The sequence below is a fragment of the Pantoea sp. K16 genome, from assembly GCF_048452805.1.
In the GTDB taxonomy this organism is placed as follows: domain Bacteria; phylum Pseudomonadota; class Gammaproteobacteria; order Enterobacterales; family Enterobacteriaceae; genus Pantoea; species Pantoea agglomerans.
In genome coordinates this window covers 212,641-229,272 of record NZ_JBLWNV010000001.1, presented here as the reverse complement: position 1 = coordinate 229,272, position 16,632 = coordinate 212,641, and the positions used below count along the sequence as shown (strand labels likewise).

Below are 16,632 nucleotides of genomic sequence, written 5' to 3'. Positions count from 1 at the left end.
ATAGATGTGAAGTACAGGGTTAGCCGCTAATGCGGTCCTGGTGGATAGCCAGGAAACGTTGAAGCAGGAACATAAGCAGTAAAAAATGGGATATCTGAAAGGCAAAAAAGCAGCTATCAGAAGATAGCTGCTTTTGACGCTCAGGCTTTTCTGGCTGGAATCCCTTTTACTATTTATTGCTTATTGCCTGATAACCAGGCCAGAGCTTGATCATTTTCTATCGAGACCACGAGACCGGCCCCATTTTCCTGAGGCAGAGGAGGTGGTAATGAAAGCTAAAGAGTCTTTACCACCATTCCAGCCGCGGCCAGCATCATGATGGTACCGGCTGAACGGAAAAGGAGTCGTTGCGCTTTAGCGCTGGTCAGGAGGTGGCGTATCCTGAGGGCTGCAAAAATAAAAACGGCTCCCACACTCAAAAGGACTAACACGGTAAGCGGAACAAGCAGTCCTCCCCACATCTGAAAAGATACATTATCGAGAGAGATAACCAGAGGCAGTATAGCCAGATAGAAAGCGATGGTTTTAGGGTTTCCCAGCGTTATGGTCAGTCCTGAAAACCAGGCTGATGCCAGTTCTCGTTTTGTCGCTTTTTGATCGATATTTATTGCCTGAGGCTGGTGGCACCAGAAATGCCATGCCAGCAGGCATAGAAAGAGTGAGGCAGCCCAGTTAATCAGTGTAAAGAGAGAGGTATAGGTATGAGCGATCACCGCCAGACCAAATACCGCCACAGATAAATAAATCAAATCTCCGAGAATGAGACCGGCCAGCATCGTAAAGCCTGTTATTGCGCCCCCACTCACGCTGCGAGCGACTAATGCAGTCATCCCCGGACCCGGAATTGCAGCAGCTAAACCGAGCGCAGTAATATAAGATAGTATTTCAGTAGTTCCTGACATAGTTATTCCTGTTGAAACGCACTTCGGTAAAAGGGAACAGAGTTATTTGTTCAAAAATGCCTGGTTCTGAGCGATGGTTGTCATATAAAAAGCTTAATTAAGGGTTAAAGATATGCATCCTTTTTATCAGTTGGTTTAACGTTGAAAGTGGATGTTCAATTATTGCATGGCGGATATTACTGCATTGATTTAACTACGCAGATGACAAGTTTAATTTTCATGTGCGCGCAGTGCTTTATCCGATCCTCTCTTCAAGAGATGATCAGATTCCTGCATTCTTTAAATTAAATTGAACCATATGCATTAAATCAGGGTTCAGTTTTCCCTTATATTGTTTGTAATAACAGCCTGGAAAAGTAAATATATTATGCAGCAGGAAAGCGGAAAATTGTTACCTATATTTTTTACTTAATGCCTGTTTTTAGGTAAAAGTAACCCTAAACCGCCTCCATAACGAAAGGAATTTCCCCTTATGATGCTTAGCTCGACAGATATGAAAATTCTCGAAATTTTACAGGACGATGCCCGGGTAACTAACCAGGTGCTGGCGGAGAAGATAAACATTTCAGCATCTCCCTGCTGGCGCAAAGTTCGTAAGCTCGAGGAAGATAAAGTGATTCAGGGCTATCGTGCTGTTCTTGACCGCAAGAAAATTGGGCTGGGAGTAATGGTTTTCATTCGGGTCGTCATTGACAGCCATAGCGAAGCGGAGGCCAGAAAGTTTGAAGAGGAAGTGACCGCCCTGGAGGATGTGGTTGCCTGTTATAGCATCGGTGGGGATGCTGACTTTCTGCTACAGGTTGTGGCTTCAGATCTGGACTCCTATGCTGATTTTGCAATGTCAGTGGTACGCAGATTGCCAGGAATTAAAGAAATGCAGAGTATGTTTGTGCTTAAAGAGATCAAACCACTCGTTAGTTATCCTATTAAGAAAATCTCTGAGTAGTCTATCGCTGCCGGGATGCCCAGTGACTGATTATCAATTCCGCATAGAGCGGATTTAATGATCAGGCACGCTACCTGCGTGATTCAGCGCACAAAACTGTTATCCGGCATGATCTTACACAAGTTAATAGTGGCATAGCGTTAGCGAGCGTGCTGACTCTCCTCATTTTTCTGCTTTAACAACACGAGTATTTGTGATGACTTGATTGTTGATAACGACCAATAGTGCCTTTCAAACCGGAGCAGCCAGCAGCTTAAACTTTAATTCATAGCCTCTCTTCAGCCTCTGTCAGCTTAAAAAGAGACGCTTATTTACATGAAATTATGCCATCAATCTTCCCCCAGCCATAAAGTCCATGCTTTACCGTGACGATAACCGTTGTACCGGGATTTGCCGGCGTAGTTTAAGCTTTAATGTCAGGGCGGGGTTTTCACGATGCCGCGCCCTGACAATCTTTCTTGCGACTGGATGATTTCAGTCGCCGAGCCTATTTAAGGCGTCTCATCAGAAAATCGGGCGCTAATCGCATCACGTTCGTAACCCTGCGGTTGTGTCAGAATATGGTATAAATCAGGACGGCGACCATGGATCCAGCGACGTCCGGTACTCATTGCAAGCAGACTCAAATCAAGGTCAGCGCTCACCATAAAATCTTCCGCTGCCCAGGTTTCATTAATGATTCTTCCATAAGGATCCAGGATCATTGCATTACCTGTGCGCACCTCATCATCATCTGCACCTACGCCGTTACTGAAGAGAATAAATAATCCGTTGTCATGCGCACGAGCGGGCAGCCATCTCATCAGCCATTCCCGACCATTTGCCCCTTTGAATGCAGCAGTAATTTCCTCCCTTCGCGTTTCCCGCTCCGCCCAGAGCGTCATCGGAATGGGTTTCATCGCATAAGGACTGCGGGAATCGGTACCGCCTGTCTGATGTGGCGCGAGAAGAATATCTGCACCCAGCAATGCCGTTGCACGCACATTTTCTACCAGATTATTGTCCCAGCAAATGAGGATACCTACTTTTACTCCCCAGGGCGTTTCAAAAACGGTAAAGCGGTCACCGCTGCTGATTGACGGATGTTCAAAAGCGTGGAGTTTGCGATGAGTGTGCATTGAGCCGTCGGGCATACAGGCAACATACGCATTATAGAGGCGGCCATCATCGGCTCTTTCGATAAGCCCGGCGCCAATCAGCATTTGATGTTTCATCGCCAGGGAACGAATCAACGTAAGGGAAGGACTCCCCTCGATCGGCTCGGCGAGAGCAGTTACCTCAGCCGAGGTGAGTTTGGGTACATGCCAGTAGCCGGTAATACACATTTCCGGGAATGTGAGGATTTTCACCTGCTCAATCGCTGCCTGTTCAATAAATTTCTCCATTATCAGCAGATTATAATTTTTGTTATTTGCCTGATGCTGAAATTGCACTGTGGCAGCTTTTAAGGATGTATGTTTGCTCATGGTACTTCTCCGGTAGTAATCGAAACTGAATTACATAACCATTGCTGATAACTGTATAATCAAAACATTTCCGGTTTCGATAACCTTTTGGAATGTAAAAATGAACATCCGCTTGCTTAAGGCCTTTTTGATGCTGGCTGAAAAAAGAAATTATGCTGACGCGGCACGGGCGTTGTTTATTTCGCAACCTGCATTGACCAAGCAGATTAATCTCCTTGAGTCCCTGGTGGAAACGTCACTGTTTACGCGGGGGCGTCATGGAGCCACACTCACGAGCGGTGGCAGATGTCTGCTGCCAGAGGCTGAAAAAGTGGTCAGGCAAACCCGATTATTTATGCATCATGCAGAGCGGGTTTCAAAAGGGATTGAAGGGCATTTAGCCGTGGGGTTCGGTCTCTCAAGTTTTTACCTTGCACCACGCTGTATGGCAGAATTTCGTCTGGAGTGTCCGGGGATAGAGATGTCATTGACGGATCTTCCTTCCTTCCAGCAGTACGAACTTTTGCAAAATGATGAGCTCCAGATCGGTTTTGTCAGAGTTCCGCCTCCCGTAGCGCTGGATTACCTGCCATTGTTTACCGATCGATTGGTTTTGATTGCGCCTGCAAGTTCACCGTCATTGCCTGCTGCTGACTGGCTGAGGAAACGCCCTCTATTGCGACTTCATGCCAAGCGAGGACGGGGTTTAAATGCGCAAATTGACCGCTTTCTTCATGACAACGCGCTTTTTATATCATCCACTCAATTGAGTGATGATATACAAACTATTGTCGCGCTGGTCATCGCGGGCACGGGTGTTGCCCTTGTGCCATACAGTGTTATGCATATTGCACCGCCGGAGCTGGTTATTATTCCGTTAACCGGTGAGTCAATAAGCTGGAAAGTTGGCATTGCCTGGAACGCGAACCACGAGGATATAATCCGTGATAATTTTATTGCCAGTATTAAAAAGGGTATCGCGCTTCATGACGTCTGACCCTCCAGAAACAGGCACTCCTTTTACCCTATTGGATAGGGCAGGATTACTGACATAATTCTTAGCACCCTCTTCAGAACAGGGGGATGACACCAAGGAACCCTGGCAACGAATAATTTCCTGTTGCGGATAGGGCTTATCAATACAAACCGTCATTCAAAACGTTCTGCACAGCAGGAATAGCATCCCCGTTTCGCATTATGTATCTGGATATAACTAATCTGAGGATCGGCAAAAAAATGGCCGATGAGATTTTCAGCAAATTTCCCCTCAGCTATATCCGCCTCTTTTAAAAAATGCTTTCCGTCATAGGCCCTTAATGACAGCGTTCTGCTTAGCAGGACTTCAGGTAATTCATTGATGTAAATGCCTTGCCGGGTGCATCCCTCCCATATATAGATTGCATGAGTACCAAAATAGGGCGTGTCGGCAGGCTGATAGATGTGATTAATCAGGAGGGCGCTTTCTCCAACGGGGATATCGCACAATGAGATTCTGTCGGGATAACCCGGATAGCACTCTACCGTTTGTCGTACTGCATGGTGTTTTTTCAGATATTCATCGCTCTGTCCAAAAAGATGAGCAAATTGCCCGGCGTTCAGGCCGGAAATTTTATATTTCATAGTATCCCTCTCTTTTCATCGTAACACCGCGAATAATGACGTTATCGAATACTGTGAGGAGAAACTCGCCGTTATCGGTCAGGGAATTTTATGAAGTGGCCGTTCGACAGTGGCAGGCGAGTGCTTCATCAGTTGCAAACTTCTCAGACGCTGGCTGATACCTTCACACAAGTGCTAAGGCCTTACTTCCCGACCGCTGCACTCAAATTACTCTGTTCCCCCTCACTCTTTCCCGTTCTCCTGTCGTCACTTTATTAAAAAGATCGCTGAACTCCACCCGGTAACGACATACTCGTCACATAAACTAAGGTTGACGAATACTTTTTTGTGACAAATAACACAACCTCATTACATCTTCCGGCGGGAAAGAATTTTTATCGTGATAATGGTTTTACTCAGTACATTACAGTTTTACAGAGTAAAACAAAGCGCTTTGCGGATTGCACGTAAAGCGATGACAAAATTGTGAGGATCATCATGTCTGAAAAACAGCACATCCCGACTTTCTCTGCCGATATTGAGCAGCAGACCGTTAAAAAGGTGGTCTGGCGCATTTTGCCCTTCCTGATTGTTTGTTATCTGATTGCCATTATCGATCGCGGCAACATTGGGATGGCTTCGTTGCAGATGAACGAAGATTTAGGGTTGTCGAAAGCGGTATTTGGTTTTGCGAGCAGTCTGTTTTTTGTCGGTTACTTCCTGTTTGAAGTACCCAGCAATCTGGCCATGCAGAAAATTGGCGCAAAGATTTGGATCTCTCGCATCATGGTGTCGTGGGGTATCATCTCTGTCTGTACCGCCTTTGTTGAAAGTGCCAATACACTCTATATATTACGCTTTTTACTGGGTGCCGCTGAGGCCGGATTTTTCCCTGGCGTCATTCTTTATCTGACTTACTGGATCCCCGGAAAGTACCGTGCACGCGTGATTGCTACCTTTATGGTGGCCATTCCTGCGGCAAACTTTATTGGATCGCCCATTTCTGGTCTGATTTTGTCACTGGATGGCTGGTACGGTATGCGTGGCTGGCACTGGTTATTTATCCTGGAAGGTATTCCGGCGGTCATTCTGGGAATTGCAGCCTTCTTTTTACTGAGCAATCGTCCCACTAATGCCAGCTGGTTAAATCAGGAACAAAAAGCGTGGCTGAACAGCACACTCGAAGCCGAAAATGCGAAGAAGAAGGCGATAGGTCATATCTCTTTGTGGCAGTTGCTGCGTCACAAACATATCTGGGTGATGGCGCTGATTTATGCAGGCGCGTCTGCGGCGGGCTCAACGCTGAGCGTGTGGTCTCCGCAACTGCTTAAATCGTTTGGACTGGATAACTTTACCACCGGTTTAGTCAATGCGATTCCCTACGGCCTGGCCTCCATTCTGATGATTATTTGGGGCAGAAGTTCTGACCGCAGCGGAGAGCGTCGCTGGCACACTGCGTTAACGCTGTTCTTAATTGCAGGTGGCCTGCTGTCAGCCTTTATCACCAATAGTCTGACCGGCAGTGTGGTGATCCTGTCGCTGGTATTAATCGGGGCCTACTCAATGAAAGGACCTTTCTGGGCGCTGGCATCGGGATGGATGTCATCCACAACGGCCGCAGCGGGTCTGGCGGCTATCGGTGCGATGGCGAACCTGATCGGCGGTGGGGTGATGGTCAACGTTTATGGCATTATCAATCAGGCGACCGGCAGCCATACGCTGGCTATGGTGCCACTGGCTATCCTCTGTGGCATCGGGGGCATTGCCGTGCTGGTCATGGGCCGCAAAAAAGAGTTAACCATCGACGTTGAAAATAGCGCTTCGTCAGTCAGTAAATAAAGTAATCCCGCCTGCAGACGCTTAGCAGCGCCTCTGCAGGCGGGTTCTTCCGGCTTTATCTCTGCCATATAAAAATTCCACATCCTGTCATTAACTGAATCAGTCTGCTGGTTGTTGATGTCTGTTATGTGTCAGATGCGGAAAGAACTTACCTTTGGGGATTTACTGACAATACCCAGTTTAAGAGCGTTCAGAACTGTTAAGCATGAGATCAATAAAGGCGCGTACAGCAGGATTTGAACGCCTGCTCGCATGCCATACCGCAGAAATATTATGCCGCTCTACTGAAAAATCAGTGAGAAGGGGCACTAACTCCCCGCGCTTAACCCAGGAAGCAGCCATAAAACTCGACACCATGCCTATTCCGGCACCGGCCGCCACAGCCGCGATAACGGCCTCGCTTGCATCGACGATGACAGCAGATGATGGCACAATTTCAATCTCCCGCTCGCCAACCCGGAACGGCCAGCGAAAAATCTGCCCCGTATTTTGATATCGCAAATTAACCGTTTTATGCCCGATAAGATCATTGGGGTGTTCGGGTTCCGGGCATCGGGTCAAATAATCTGGCGAAGCATAACAACCTATCTGATAGGGCGACAGGCGACGCGACAGAAGATTTGAATCTGCGAGGTCGCCGATCCGAATGGCTATATCAATACTCTCGTCAACAATGCTTATTATGCGATCACTCAGCTTTAAGTCGATTGTCACTTTAGGATGAAGTGCACAGAATTGCGGAAGGAGAGGCGCGATCACATGAACACCAATCGGAAACGATGCCGCAATGCGTAATGTTCCCGCTGGCTCCTCTCGCGATCGCATGGCGACCTGCTCAAGCTCCTCCGCATCGCGTAATAACTGCAGCGTGCGCTCGTGCAGTTCACGACCCTCAGCAGTCAGCACCAGCGAACGGGTGGTTCGGGTGAACAATGTGATGCCAAGACGCTGCTCCAGTCTCTGGATACTTTTACTTATCGCGGAAGGGGATACTGCCAGCGAGCGAGCGGCAGCGGTAAAGCTGCCGAGCGATCCCGCACGAGCGAATGCAATCAGACCTGTTAGTCTTTCAAAGATTATTTGTTCCTTCATGGCAATATTAAAGCGAAATACAGCCCCATTATCAATCATCACAATTGGTCATATTCTGGCACCTGAATCTGTGTTGGAGTGAAATTACCATGACTGAAATGATGAAAGCAGTACAGCTACATGCGTTTGGTGGCCCGGAGAATCTCAGGTATGAAGATGCACCCCGCCCAACTATCGGGGCTGACGAAGTCCTTGTGCGCGTGCATGCCGCAAGTCTGAACCCACCAGACTTGTATCTGCGTGATGGTTATCGGCCGCTTCCGGCTGAGTGGCGGCCCGAACCCCACTTTCCCTTAATCCTGGGAACGGATGTTTCAGGTGTTATCGAAGCCGTGGGCGAAAATGTTTCCGCATTCAGCACCGGAGATGAAGTCTATTCAATGGTGCGTTTTCCTGATGGGGTAATGGCCGGTAGTGGAGCTTATGCCGACTATGTAAGCGTTCCTGCATCAGAGGTGGCGTTAAAACCTCATGGAATAGACCATATCCAGGCAGCGGGTGCCCCGATGTCACTGCTCACCGCGTGGCAATTTCTTGTCGACGTCGGCCATGATGCGCCCAATCCGTTTCAATCTTTCAACCATAAACCGGTTCTGCTTGAAGGCCAGACGGTGATGGTTAACGGTGCAGGAGGAGGCGTAGGGCACATTGCTGTTCAGATCGCGAAGTGGAAGGGTGCGAGAGTCATTGCCGTCGCTTCTTCCCGTCATGAAGTGCTTATGCGCGAACTGGGCGCAGATGATTTTATCGACTACACCAAAGTAGCCGCTGAGAATGTAGTGAAAAACGTCGATCTGGTTATTGATGCTGTTGGCGGAAAGCATATAGAGCGCTTTTTAAGCTGCATCAGACAGGGCGGAGCACTATTTCTGGTGAATCCTTTGAGTTTTACCGGGCAGACTGAGGCCGCTCAAAAAGGGATTACTGTGTCAACAACGCAAGTGCGTTCAAGTGGTCTGCAGCTATCCGAAGCGGGGCTTTTACTGGAAAAAGGCATTATCAACGTCGTGATTGACAGCTCCTATCCGTTAGCCATGGCATCAGCCGCACATCAGCGCGCTTCGTCAGGAAGTATCCAGGGCAAAATTGTGCTGACTAACTTCTGATTACCCCATCCCTGATCAGCCATTTTCTGAGGGCGAATAGTAGTCAGTTAAAGGAAAAATAAGATGCTTATCATTTCCGGTTATATGTACATTGATCCTTCTGTCCTGGAAAAATTTATGGGAGAACTTAACTTATTGGCAAATGCCGTTCGACAACGTGATGGAAACATTTCATATAAAGCTGCCGTGGAGGACTATCAGACCGGAAGTTTGCTTATATCAGAACGATGGGTGGATCAGGACGCGCTCAATGCCCATCTTATAAAAACCGACACGGTAGAGTTTATCAACCGATGGCAGGGAAAAATGAAGGGGGAACTCTTCAAATATGACGCCTGTAACGAGAGAGGGCTTATGGATGGGTAAATAAAAATCTTATTAAAATCGAGAGTGCTTTATTATCAAGCCTCGGATCTGTGAGTAATCGCTCTTCGCTCATAGCAGGCATAAGCCTGGACGATGGTCCGCTTTGTGCCAGAAGCGGACATTTTTGCTAAAGGTGATGAGTTACTGGGTCAGGCTGTGCAGAGTAAAAGCAATGAGCAACACCCCGCCGGCAATGTTGACGTATTTTTTGAGCATTAATGGATTTGTTTTTTTTACTGAAAATATAAGTGTTTGACTGACAGCGAAAAGCCAAACGCTCATGACCACGACATGTACTGTTGCCAATGTCAGATAGTTGTAGACGCCTCCCTGTATCCCTGCGAACTGCGAAACGACTGTCAGATAAAAAATGATGGCTTTAGGATTCAAAATATTAGCTATCCAGGCCTCTCTTAAAGTCACCGAATGTTTCGTAACAGCAAGCCCGCTGGCATTTGACCTTATCCCGCTGCGGATGAGCATTGCTCCTAACCAGAGCAGATAGGCGGTTCCGAAAACTTTCAACACCGCAAAAGTTGCTGGAGACGAGATGATCACAGCGGTTATACCTAGCCCTATGAGAACCGCATGTGTGTATATACCCAAGGCTGTTCCGGCAAGCGTTCTGAATAGTCCTTTGTAACCGCCAGCCAGAGCTCCATTCATAACAAGAGTGAAGCTTGCTCCGGGGGACAGTGCAACAGGGAGTAGTGCTGGCATAAAGCCATAAAGATTTATTTCCATAGGTTTTGGATATTAATTGATGCTCTACTTGATTTCCATTAAGGCGCTTCGCCAGAAAGTGATATTTAAAGCAATTGGAATATATAAATCTTTGCCAAAAAAGGTCCGCTCTTCGCTCATACGGGACACTCATAATCACATCTCCTGACCCAATGGAGATTGAACATGACAACATCCCCCTGGAACAAAAGCCGCATTATCGGCCAGAAACGGCCTCTTCAGATCTCTCATATCTGGGGAATTCGTATCCGTCTTGAGCTGGAAGGAAAAGTTCGTGATCTGGCTCTTTTTAACATGGCTCTGGATAGTAAACTTCGGGGCTGTGATTTGGTTAAGCTAAAAGTTTCTGATATAGCCTATGGGCACTCTGTTTCGGGCAGATCGACAGTGCTGCAGCAGAAAACGGGCAGCACTGTTCAGTTTGAACTGACTAAGGGAACCAGAGAGGCTGTAGCCGCGTGGATCAAAATGGCTCAACTAAGTAATAGCGACTATCTCTTCCAGTCCCGCGTTGGTTCTTCAAGACACATCTCAACCAGACAATATAACCGCATTTTTCATGGATGGATTGGGAAACTGGGTCTTGATGAGACGCTCTACAGTACGCACTCAATGCGCAGAACCAAGCCATATCTTATCTATAAAAAAACGAAGAACCTTCGGGTAATCCAGTTACTTTTGGGGCACAAAAAACTTGAAAGCACAGTACGTTACCTTGGCATTGAAGTAGATGATGCTCTGGAAATATCGGAGTCAATTGAAGTCTAGACTGTGAGGGCTGCAACAGCAGCCCTGTGCCAGAAGCGAATGCGTCAGGTTCAAAAATGGGAGGTAAGCGTTTTAACTTATTCGTCCGGGATACATACCCGGATACGGTGCCCGTCAGGATCAAGCGCAACGAACGTCTTGCCAAAAACAGCATGTTTGGGCTCCTGTTCTATCTGCACACCGCTCTCTGACCATTGCTGATAAAGCACATCAACCTCCTGAATATCTTTCACCATAAAACTTAATTCAGTTCGGCTACCTACACCGCAGGATACAAAGTCACTCGCTGTCGTTGACCATAGTCCAAGGTTCAGGCCGTTATTAAAGGAAAAAGCCACCCACGTCGGAAGCATCACGTCTGGTTCTGTATTGAATAGCTTCTGGTAAAAACCACTGCTGACAATCGGATTATCAACATAAAGAATGATCAGGTTAGGTATCATGAGTCTCTCACGCCAAAAAGAATGAGACTTCACTATTGCAGGGAGCATTGACAGAACATGTCAGCATCAGGACCGAAACGAGCAGAACGCCTTCTCAATCTTCTGCAGATTTTTTATCAGCATCGCTATCCGATAAGCGGCCACAGTCTGGCTGAAGAACTTTCAATCAGTCTTCGTACACTTTACCGTGATATTGGCGCACTACGCGCTCAGGGTGCCGACATTCAGGGTGAGGCTGGCACAGGATATATCCTTTCCCGGAGCCATCATTTACCGCCGGTGATGTTTACCCCCGAACAGCTCGATGCACTGGCGCTCGGTTTACGCTGGGTAGCCACATATGGTGATAAGGGCATTGCTAAAGCGGCTTCAGAGGTAACGGGGAAAGTCCGCCACGGTCTTCCGCCACAGTTACAGACACTGTTTGATGACTCGACATTATTGGTGGGAAAGAGACAGGAAGCTCATCACTACTTTGAAAACCTGGGCGTTGTTCGAAGCGCCATCAGGTGGAGGCGTAAAATCCGTGCAGGTTATACAGACAGACTCGGTAATATGAGTGAAAGAACGATATGGCCTTTCGCGCTGGGTTACTTCTCCGGCGCTATTGTGCTTGCTGCATGGTGTGAAAAACGTAACGACTTTCGTCATTTCGACGTAACGCGATTAAAATCTCTTCAGCACCTGCAGGAAGGATATCCTCATTCCCGGCATAGCTTACTCCGTATATGGCGTAATGCAGGTCTGGATAACATCGTTCCCACGCGTAGCTGAAATGGGTATGATTGCTCCAGAAAATGCAGGTCTGTTCTTATCTATAAATATATCCGCTCTTCGCTCATAGCGGACCCTGGCCTGCCGTCAGTCCGCTTTGTGCCAGAATCGGACGCTTGCTTTCACGGCTTACACGGTTGCTTACCACGATATCGCATCGCACTTACTGAATTCAGTATTTGGAACAATGAGCGCCATATGGTTTTCTGCCATGCACTGTTTAAAAACTTGCTCTTTGTAACGTCCCACCTGTAAACCCAGCATGGTGCCGGACCGTTCCGCTGCGTTTTTTTCAACGTAATAGCCACAAAATTCCTTAAAGTTCTGGGGATTATCGCTATAAGTCACCGACCATCTCAGCTGAGCTTCAGCTGATTCATCTGACCGATGCTGAGGTGCCGCTTTTGCTGTTGTAGAGACAGAAAAGAGTGGATTGCCCAGTAATTTCTGTGCAAAGCGTTGGTTTTCACCGGTTATATGGCCGGTTTTACACAGCTGCAAATAGGCCTGCGAAAGGCGTTGCTCTTCAGCATCGGCAGCATGAGTGCATTCCTCCAGAACTTGTTCATTGGTCTTAGCCGGTTTTTTTTCAGTGGATATCCAGTAACTATTTTTAAAGTCCGGAACCGTGCCTTCAGTGCTGCCAAAAGGGCAAAGTGCACTGGCGCAACCCAGTAAAAGTATTGGCACGCACGTCAACGTCAGAACACGTAGCACGGAAAAGGCTTTAAGACTGCTTTTGTTCATTTTATTTTCACTTTAGTCAGCTGCAGATATGGGGTCTGAACAATGCCATTTTTTAGTGTACATAGTGCAGATGATACTCGGTCTGCTGCACAAGGTATTCTAAACTCAGTGTTTCTGGTGCTGTACTCATCGGCTGGCCACAAGTCTAAAAATTACTCATTTTCATTGGAAGCAAATCCTTATTATATTTTCCACACCATGCTGCCTGACATACCCCTTGGTAGTCCGCTTTTCGCTCAAAGCGAACATCAATAGAGTTGCATATCACGGAACTGGCAGAAGCACTCATCCTTTCCCAATGGAGATGCATACACTCACTCAGGCGTAATCTTTCATAAGAAATAAAGTTTCTGATAAGCGAACCGATAAAAGCTATGCCTGTCGGTATGATTGCCTCTGTCACTGACAGCGTTTGTGCTTTTAGAAGTGGTTCCCGGCTTTGCTTCCCCTGTGCCGGGATTTTTTATTTCTGTCACCAGACCTGCCGGAGAAACACCGGTTTAATCTTCAAAAAATCATCACAGCATGAATAGGTAAGTGCATCGATATGCATTCCCTGTAGTCCAACATTTTGCGCAAGCCGCATACAGCAATAACCCCCAACTGCCTCTGAATGACCCTACAAAAATAAAAGATAAGATAAGCATTAATCCACATGTAAAGCTCTATTAATTAAACGTTATTTCAGCTAGGAACCTTATGAACAACATCAGAATCGGCACGCGGCTTGGCGCTGCGTTTGCCTTCATCCTTCTTCTTCTGGTTATCGTTGCGTTTACCGGATTTACCCGCATTCAGTCTCTGGGAGAGACGGCGGATACGCTTGCAGGCAGCCGCTATCAGAAGGCCTCGACTGCAACCAATCTGCGTTACTATTCAACTGACCTTAGCCGGCTGGTCCGTAACGTTGTCCTGGCGGATGCACCTGACCGGAAGGCCGTCTTTAAAAAAGATTATGACAGGGTACATGATAAAATTACCGCTACGGTTGATCAGGTTGATGCCCTGCTGAAGGCACCCAAAAGCCGGGAGCTGATTGCGCAAATCAGGAGCACCGGCAGTCAGTATCTTGCCTTTTCTGATGACGTTGTCGCGCTGGGAATGGCAGGCAAGCGGGACGAGGCCGCACAACTTCTTCTTGGTCCGCGCTACCAGACCCAGGTTGACTATCTGAAAACTATTGCAGACCTGGTATCTTTTCAGGAACAACAGATGCAAACGGCGCGTAGTGCTGCTGAAGATGAACAACATGCGGCCACCATTCTGCTGACTTCGCTGAGTGCTGCCGCCATTCTGCTTGCCGTCGCCGCAGCCTGGCTCATCACCCGCAGCATTACCCGCCCACTGAGCATAACGCTTGCCGCCGCACAACGCATCGCACGCGGAGACCTGAGTCAGGCCGTCCCTGTCAGCGGACGGGATGAAACCGGTATGCTGCTCACCGCAGTTGCTGAGATGCAGGACTCGCTGGCGCAGACGGTCAGCACAGTACGCCGGAATGCCGAGAGCGTTGCCGCAGCCAGCCTGCAGATTGCGCAGGGGAACACAGACCTGTCTCAGCGCACCGAGGAGCAGGCCAGTGCACTGGAGCAGACCGCTGCTACCATGAGCGAGCTCAGCGTCACAGTCAAAAACAATGCCGACAATGCCCGTCAGGCGGCACAGCTTGCTGTTAACGTGAGAGAGGTCGCCCGTCAGGGCAGCGAGGTGACTTCCGACATTTTCGGAACCATGAAATCTATCGGCGAAAGTTCTGGCCGGATTGCGGACATCACATCGGTGATTGACAGCATTGCCTTCCAGACCAACATACTGGCCCTTAATGCGGCGGTAGAGGCGGCGCGTGCGGGTGAGCAGGGGCGTGGTTTTGCCGTCGTCGCCGGTGAGGTGCGCACGCTGGCTAGCCGCAGCGCCACAGCAGCCGGTGAGATCCGTCAGCTGATTGAGGCAAACTCTGCAAGCGTAAGTGCAGGCAGCACCCTGGCGAGCCGGTCTGTGACCACGATGGCGGATATAGTGTCATCGGTCGGTCAGTTAAGTGATACCGTTGAGGAAATTACTGCTGCAAGTGCCGAACAGGCCCGCGGTATTGAGCAGGTCGGCATCGCCGTAACGGAGATGGATGGTGTGACGCAGCAGAATGCGTCACTGGTCGAGGAATCAGCTTCAGCCTCGCAGAGCCTGCGCGAACAGGCATCCCTGCTGCTGCAGTCGGTGTCGGTGTTCACGCTTGCTGCAGTCTCTCATCCTGCAGCCACCCGGCATGCAATTGTATCTGTACCAGCCGTAGTGAAGAAAGATGCGCCTGCTGATACAGACGGAAACTGGACGACCTTCTGATATCTGGCTGCGTCCTGCAGAGCGCAGCCTCTCTCCTTTTCCGTATTGACTCTTAAGAATGTCCGCTTTGTGCCAGAAGCGGACATTTTCTTTGAGCCTGAACTGGCAAAATTCTGTCAGAATCAAAACCGTTAAACTGTGTGTGCCGCAAAGCGATTTTCAGGTAAGCCGGGGCTGACATCAGATTCAGCTTTCAGCAATGCACCGTCATATTCAGACAGCGCAGTGAGTCCCACTGTAGCCGTGGTGCAATAGAGACGGGTAAAACCCTCACCGCCGAGTGTCGGACAGGTGCTCTGGATTCCAGGTGACGTCAGAATAGCGTCTGTGGTCCCAACCGGGCGGTAACGGACAACACGGTTTCCTCCCCATTCAGCATTCCATAGATAGCCCATGTCATCCACGCAGGAGCCGTCAGGCGCGCCGCTGCCTTCGATTTCGGCGAACACGCGCTGGTTCTGCAGCAAGGGGTAATCACAGCACATTATCCGACCCTGCATCGAGTCACAGTAATAGAGCGTACCACCATCGGGGCTGAAACAGATGCTGTTCGGTATAGCGACATCGGGCAGTGCAAGCGTCTCAACAGTCAGCGTTGCCGCGTTGAGTCGATGAAACTTACCGATGACTTTAACGGGATAACCGTCATCCATCGTCCCGAAGACAAAATTACCGGCACGGTCACATCGTCCATCACCTATGCGGGTCCCGATGTCTCCCGGTGAAGCGGCCACTGGGGTAATTAAACTGCTGTTGAGATCATAGAAAGCCAGCCCTGACGCGAATCCCATCAGCAGAATGTTACTCTTTTCGGTCAGTGCAAAGGAGCCAAGGCGTTCAGGCAGCGACCAGCGCATCACTGCATCATTGCCTTCTTCTATGGCGAGCAGTTCACTGGCTTCAATGTCAGTCCAGTAGAGTCTGCGGGTTCTCTCACACCAAAGCGGGCACTCTCCAAGCGTATTCCTGACTTCAGCTGCAATTGAAAACATGTTAATCCTCCGGATATAAAAGGTCGAACTGCACGATGGCAAAAGTGGATAACGCAGTTACTGCAGAAAACGTGCAGAGAGCCGATCGCCGAAAAGCATGACGGCAAGTCCGATCAGCATGACAACCATCCCCCCCAGCCTGAGTAACGAAACCGGTCGCCGCATAGCACCCAGCAACCCATAGTGGTCAATCATCTGCGAGGAAAGTAACTGTCCGACAATCGCCAGCCCGAGCAGAGCTGAAAACCCGATTTTCGGCGCAAGCACGACATAGCTGAACAGGGCACATGCGCCTATCATTCCACCCGTCAGACTCCAGAGGGGTTGCGACGGGATCGCCGCCAGCGATGTCATCAATCCTCCCCTCAGCAGCGCGTAAACCCCCAGACTTAACGCGCCCGCCGTAAAGGAAAACAGCGCCGCAGTGACCGGGTCGCCGCCCAGTCCCTTTGCCAGCTGGCTGTTCAGGGTCGTCTGCAGAGTGATCCCCAGACCTGCGGCAAAAGCGATTACGTAATAGATCATGCTT

General features: G+C 48.9%; 17 protein-coding genes. 8 read left to right on the top strand and 9 right to left on the bottom strand.

Annotated features, from left to right (window positions below):
* Positions 1-275: 275 nt before the first annotated feature.
* Positions 276-902, bottom strand: a complete 627-nt coding sequence (locus ACK13D_RS01080; protein WP_418795439.1) for a LysE family translocator — start codon at positions 900-902, stop codon at positions 276-278.
* Positions 903-1,374: 472 nt separating this feature from the next.
* Here ACK13D_RS01080 and ACK13D_RS01075 point away from each other — a divergent pair, with 472 nt between their 5' ends.
* Positions 1,375-1,848 carry an Lrp/AsnC family transcriptional regulator gene (locus ACK13D_RS01075; protein ID WP_033768618.1) on the top strand — a complete coding sequence of 158 codons (474 nt, stop codon included), beginning with the start codon at positions 1,375-1,377 and terminating at the stop codon, positions 1,846-1,848.
* 491 nt (positions 1,849-2,339) lie between these two features.
* On the opposite strand, the gene ACK13D_RS01070 is transcribed toward ACK13D_RS01075, so the two are convergent.
* Complete coding sequence (locus ACK13D_RS01070; RefSeq protein ID WP_132498950.1) at positions 2,340-3,314, bottom strand: nitrilase family protein; 975 nt, start codon at positions 3,312-3,314, stop codon at positions 2,340-2,342.
* Positions 3,315-3,414: 100 nt separating this feature from the next.
* Here ACK13D_RS01070 and ACK13D_RS01065 point away from each other — a divergent pair, with 100 nt between their 5' ends.
* Positions 3,415-4,290, top strand: coding sequence for a LysR family transcriptional regulator (locus tag ACK13D_RS01065; RefSeq protein ID WP_010670688.1), 876 nt, complete (start codon positions 3,415-3,417; stop codon positions 4,288-4,290).
* A gap of 152 nt (positions 4,291-4,442) precedes the next feature.
* Here the strand turns inward: ACK13D_RS01065 and ACK13D_RS01060 are convergent, their stop codons facing one another.
* The gene (locus ACK13D_RS01060; RefSeq protein ID WP_010670689.1) at positions 4,443-4,913 is read right to left on the bottom strand and encodes a DUF1203 domain-containing protein; all 471 of its coding nucleotides are present in this window, start codon (positions 4,911-4,913) and stop codon (positions 4,443-4,445) included.
* Between the two features lie 477 nt (positions 4,914-5,390).
* Here ACK13D_RS01060 and ACK13D_RS01055 point away from each other — a divergent pair, with 477 nt between their 5' ends.
* Positions 5,391-6,731, top strand: a complete 1,341-nt coding sequence (locus ACK13D_RS01055) for an MFS transporter (protein ID WP_010259093.1) — start codon at positions 5,391-5,393, stop codon at positions 6,729-6,731.
* A gap of 180 nt (positions 6,732-6,911) precedes the next feature.
* On the opposite strand, the gene ACK13D_RS01050 is transcribed toward ACK13D_RS01055, so the two are convergent.
* Complete coding sequence (locus ACK13D_RS01050) at positions 6,912-7,823, bottom strand: LysR family transcriptional regulator (protein ID WP_029519295.1); 912 nt, start codon at positions 7,821-7,823, stop codon at positions 6,912-6,914.
* A gap of 89 nt (positions 7,824-7,912) precedes the next feature.
* On the opposite strand from ACK13D_RS01050, the gene ACK13D_RS01045 reads away from it, so the two are divergent.
* Both ACK13D_RS01045 and ACK13D_RS01040 read left to right on the top strand, forming a co-directional pair.
* Complete coding sequence (locus tag ACK13D_RS01045; RefSeq protein ID WP_010259091.1) at positions 7,913-8,929, top strand: NADP-dependent oxidoreductase; 1,017 nt, start codon at positions 7,913-7,915, stop codon at positions 8,927-8,929.
* 63 nt (positions 8,930-8,992) lie between these two features.
* Positions 8,993-9,295: a putative quinol monooxygenase gene (locus ACK13D_RS01040; RefSeq protein ID WP_010670690.1), complete on the top strand. Its 303-nt coding sequence runs from the start codon at positions 8,993-8,995 to the stop codon at positions 9,293-9,295.
* A gap of 141 nt (positions 9,296-9,436) precedes the next feature.
* Here ACK13D_RS01040 and ACK13D_RS01035 read toward each other — a convergent pair whose 3' ends face one another.
* Positions 9,437-10,039: a LysE family translocator gene (locus ACK13D_RS01035; protein ID WP_029519298.1), complete on the bottom strand. Its 603-nt coding sequence runs from the start codon at positions 10,037-10,039 to the stop codon at positions 9,437-9,439.
* Positions 10,040-10,204: 165 nt separating this feature from the next.
* Between ACK13D_RS01035 and ACK13D_RS01030 the strand changes: the two genes are divergently transcribed.
* Positions 10,205-10,807 (top strand): site-specific integrase, encoded by a 603-nt coding sequence (locus ACK13D_RS01030; RefSeq protein WP_010670692.1) that lies wholly within the window; start codon positions 10,205-10,207, stop codon positions 10,805-10,807.
* A gap of 77 nt (positions 10,808-10,884) precedes the next feature.
* Here the strand turns inward: ACK13D_RS01030 and ACK13D_RS01025 are convergent, their stop codons facing one another.
* On the bottom strand, positions 10,885-11,250 hold the full coding sequence (locus ACK13D_RS01025; RefSeq protein WP_029519300.1) for a VOC family protein: 366 nt from the start codon (positions 11,248-11,250) through the stop codon (positions 10,885-10,887).
* A 57-nt stretch (positions 11,251-11,307) separates the two neighbouring features.
* On the opposite strand from ACK13D_RS01025, the gene ACK13D_RS01020 reads away from it, so the two are divergent.
* Positions 11,308-12,024: a helix-turn-helix transcriptional regulator gene (locus ACK13D_RS01020; protein ID WP_010670694.1), complete on the top strand. Its 717-nt coding sequence runs from the start codon at positions 11,308-11,310 to the stop codon at positions 12,022-12,024.
* 141 nt (positions 12,025-12,165) lie between these two features.
* Here ACK13D_RS01020 and ACK13D_RS01015 read toward each other — a convergent pair whose 3' ends face one another.
* Positions 12,166-12,771: a hypothetical protein gene (locus ACK13D_RS01015; RefSeq protein WP_010670695.1), complete on the bottom strand. Its 606-nt coding sequence runs from the start codon at positions 12,769-12,771 to the stop codon at positions 12,166-12,168.
* Positions 12,772-13,470: 699 nt separating this feature from the next.
* Here ACK13D_RS01015 and ACK13D_RS01010 point away from each other — a divergent pair.
* Entirely contained in the window at positions 13,471-15,111 is a 1,641-nt protein-coding gene (locus ACK13D_RS01010) for a methyl-accepting chemotaxis protein (protein ID WP_033773742.1), read from the top strand.
* Between the two features lie 131 nt (positions 15,112-15,242).
* Here ACK13D_RS01010 and ACK13D_RS01005 read toward each other — a convergent pair whose 3' ends face one another.
* The gene (locus tag ACK13D_RS01005; protein WP_010259089.1) at positions 15,243-16,103 is read right to left on the bottom strand and encodes an SMP-30/gluconolactonase/LRE family protein; all 861 of its coding nucleotides are present in this window, start codon (positions 16,101-16,103) and stop codon (positions 15,243-15,245) included.
* Positions 16,104-16,160: 57 nt separating this feature from the next.
* On the bottom strand, positions 16,161-16,628 hold the full coding sequence (locus tag ACK13D_RS01000; RefSeq protein ID WP_010259088.1) for a DMT family transporter: 468 nt from the start codon (positions 16,626-16,628) through the stop codon (positions 16,161-16,163).
* Positions 16,629-16,632: the final 4 nt, after the last annotated feature.

Excerpts from the sequence above, each read along its gene's own strand:
- ACK13D_RS01020 (WP_010670694.1), top strand. The coding sequence starts at position 11,308 with ATGTCAGCATCAGGACCGAAACGAGCAGAACGCCTTCTCAATCTTCTG.
- ACK13D_RS01080 (WP_418795439.1), bottom strand. The coding sequence starts at position 902 with ATGTCAGGAACTACTGAAATACTATCTTATATTACTGCGCTCGGTTTA.
- ACK13D_RS01070 (WP_132498950.1), bottom strand. The coding sequence starts at position 3,314 with ATGAGCAAACATACATCCTTAAAAGCTGCCACAGTGCAATTTCAGCAT.
- ACK13D_RS01015 (WP_010670695.1), bottom strand. The coding sequence starts at position 12,771 with ATGAACAAAAGCAGTCTTAAAGCCTTTTCCGTGCTACGTGTTCTGACG.
- ACK13D_RS01035 (WP_029519298.1), bottom strand. The coding sequence starts at position 10,039 with ATGGAAATAAATCTTTATGGCTTTATGCCAGCACTACTCCCTGTTGCA.
- ACK13D_RS01030 (WP_010670692.1), top strand. The coding sequence starts at position 10,205 with ATGACAACATCCCCCTGGAACAAAAGCCGCATTATCGGCCAGAAACGG.
- ACK13D_RS01060 (WP_010670689.1), bottom strand. The coding sequence starts at position 4,913 with ATGAAATATAAAATTTCCGGCCTGAACGCCGGGCAATTTGCTCATCTT.
- ACK13D_RS01055 (WP_010259093.1), top strand. The coding sequence starts at position 5,391 with ATGTCTGAAAAACAGCACATCCCGACTTTCTCTGCCGATATTGAGCAG.
- ACK13D_RS01050 (WP_029519295.1), bottom strand. The coding sequence starts at position 7,823 with ATGAAGGAACAAATAATCTTTGAAAGACTAACAGGTCTGATTGCATTC.
- ACK13D_RS01005 (WP_010259089.1), bottom strand. The coding sequence starts at position 16,103 with ATGTTTTCAATTGCAGCTGAAGTCAGGAATACGCTTGGAGAGTGCCCG.
- ACK13D_RS01000 (WP_010259088.1), bottom strand. The coding sequence starts at position 16,628 with ATGATCTATTACGTAATCGCTTTTGCCGCAGGTCTGGGGATCACTCTG.
- ACK13D_RS01040 (WP_010670690.1), top strand. The coding sequence starts at position 8,993 with ATGCTTATCATTTCCGGTTATATGTACATTGATCCTTCTGTCCTGGAA.
- ACK13D_RS01065 (WP_010670688.1), top strand. The coding sequence starts at position 3,415 with ATGAACATCCGCTTGCTTAAGGCCTTTTTGATGCTGGCTGAAAAAAGA.
- ACK13D_RS01025 (WP_029519300.1), bottom strand. The coding sequence starts at position 11,250 with ATGATACCTAACCTGATCATTCTTTATGTTGATAATCCGATTGTCAGC.
- ACK13D_RS01010 (WP_033773742.1), top strand. The coding sequence starts at position 13,471 with ATGAACAACATCAGAATCGGCACGCGGCTTGGCGCTGCGTTTGCCTTC.
- ACK13D_RS01045 (WP_010259091.1), top strand. The coding sequence starts at position 7,913 with ATGACTGAAATGATGAAAGCAGTACAGCTACATGCGTTTGGTGGCCCG.
- ACK13D_RS01075 (WP_033768618.1), top strand. The coding sequence starts at position 1,375 with ATGATGCTTAGCTCGACAGATATGAAAATTCTCGAAATTTTACAGGAC.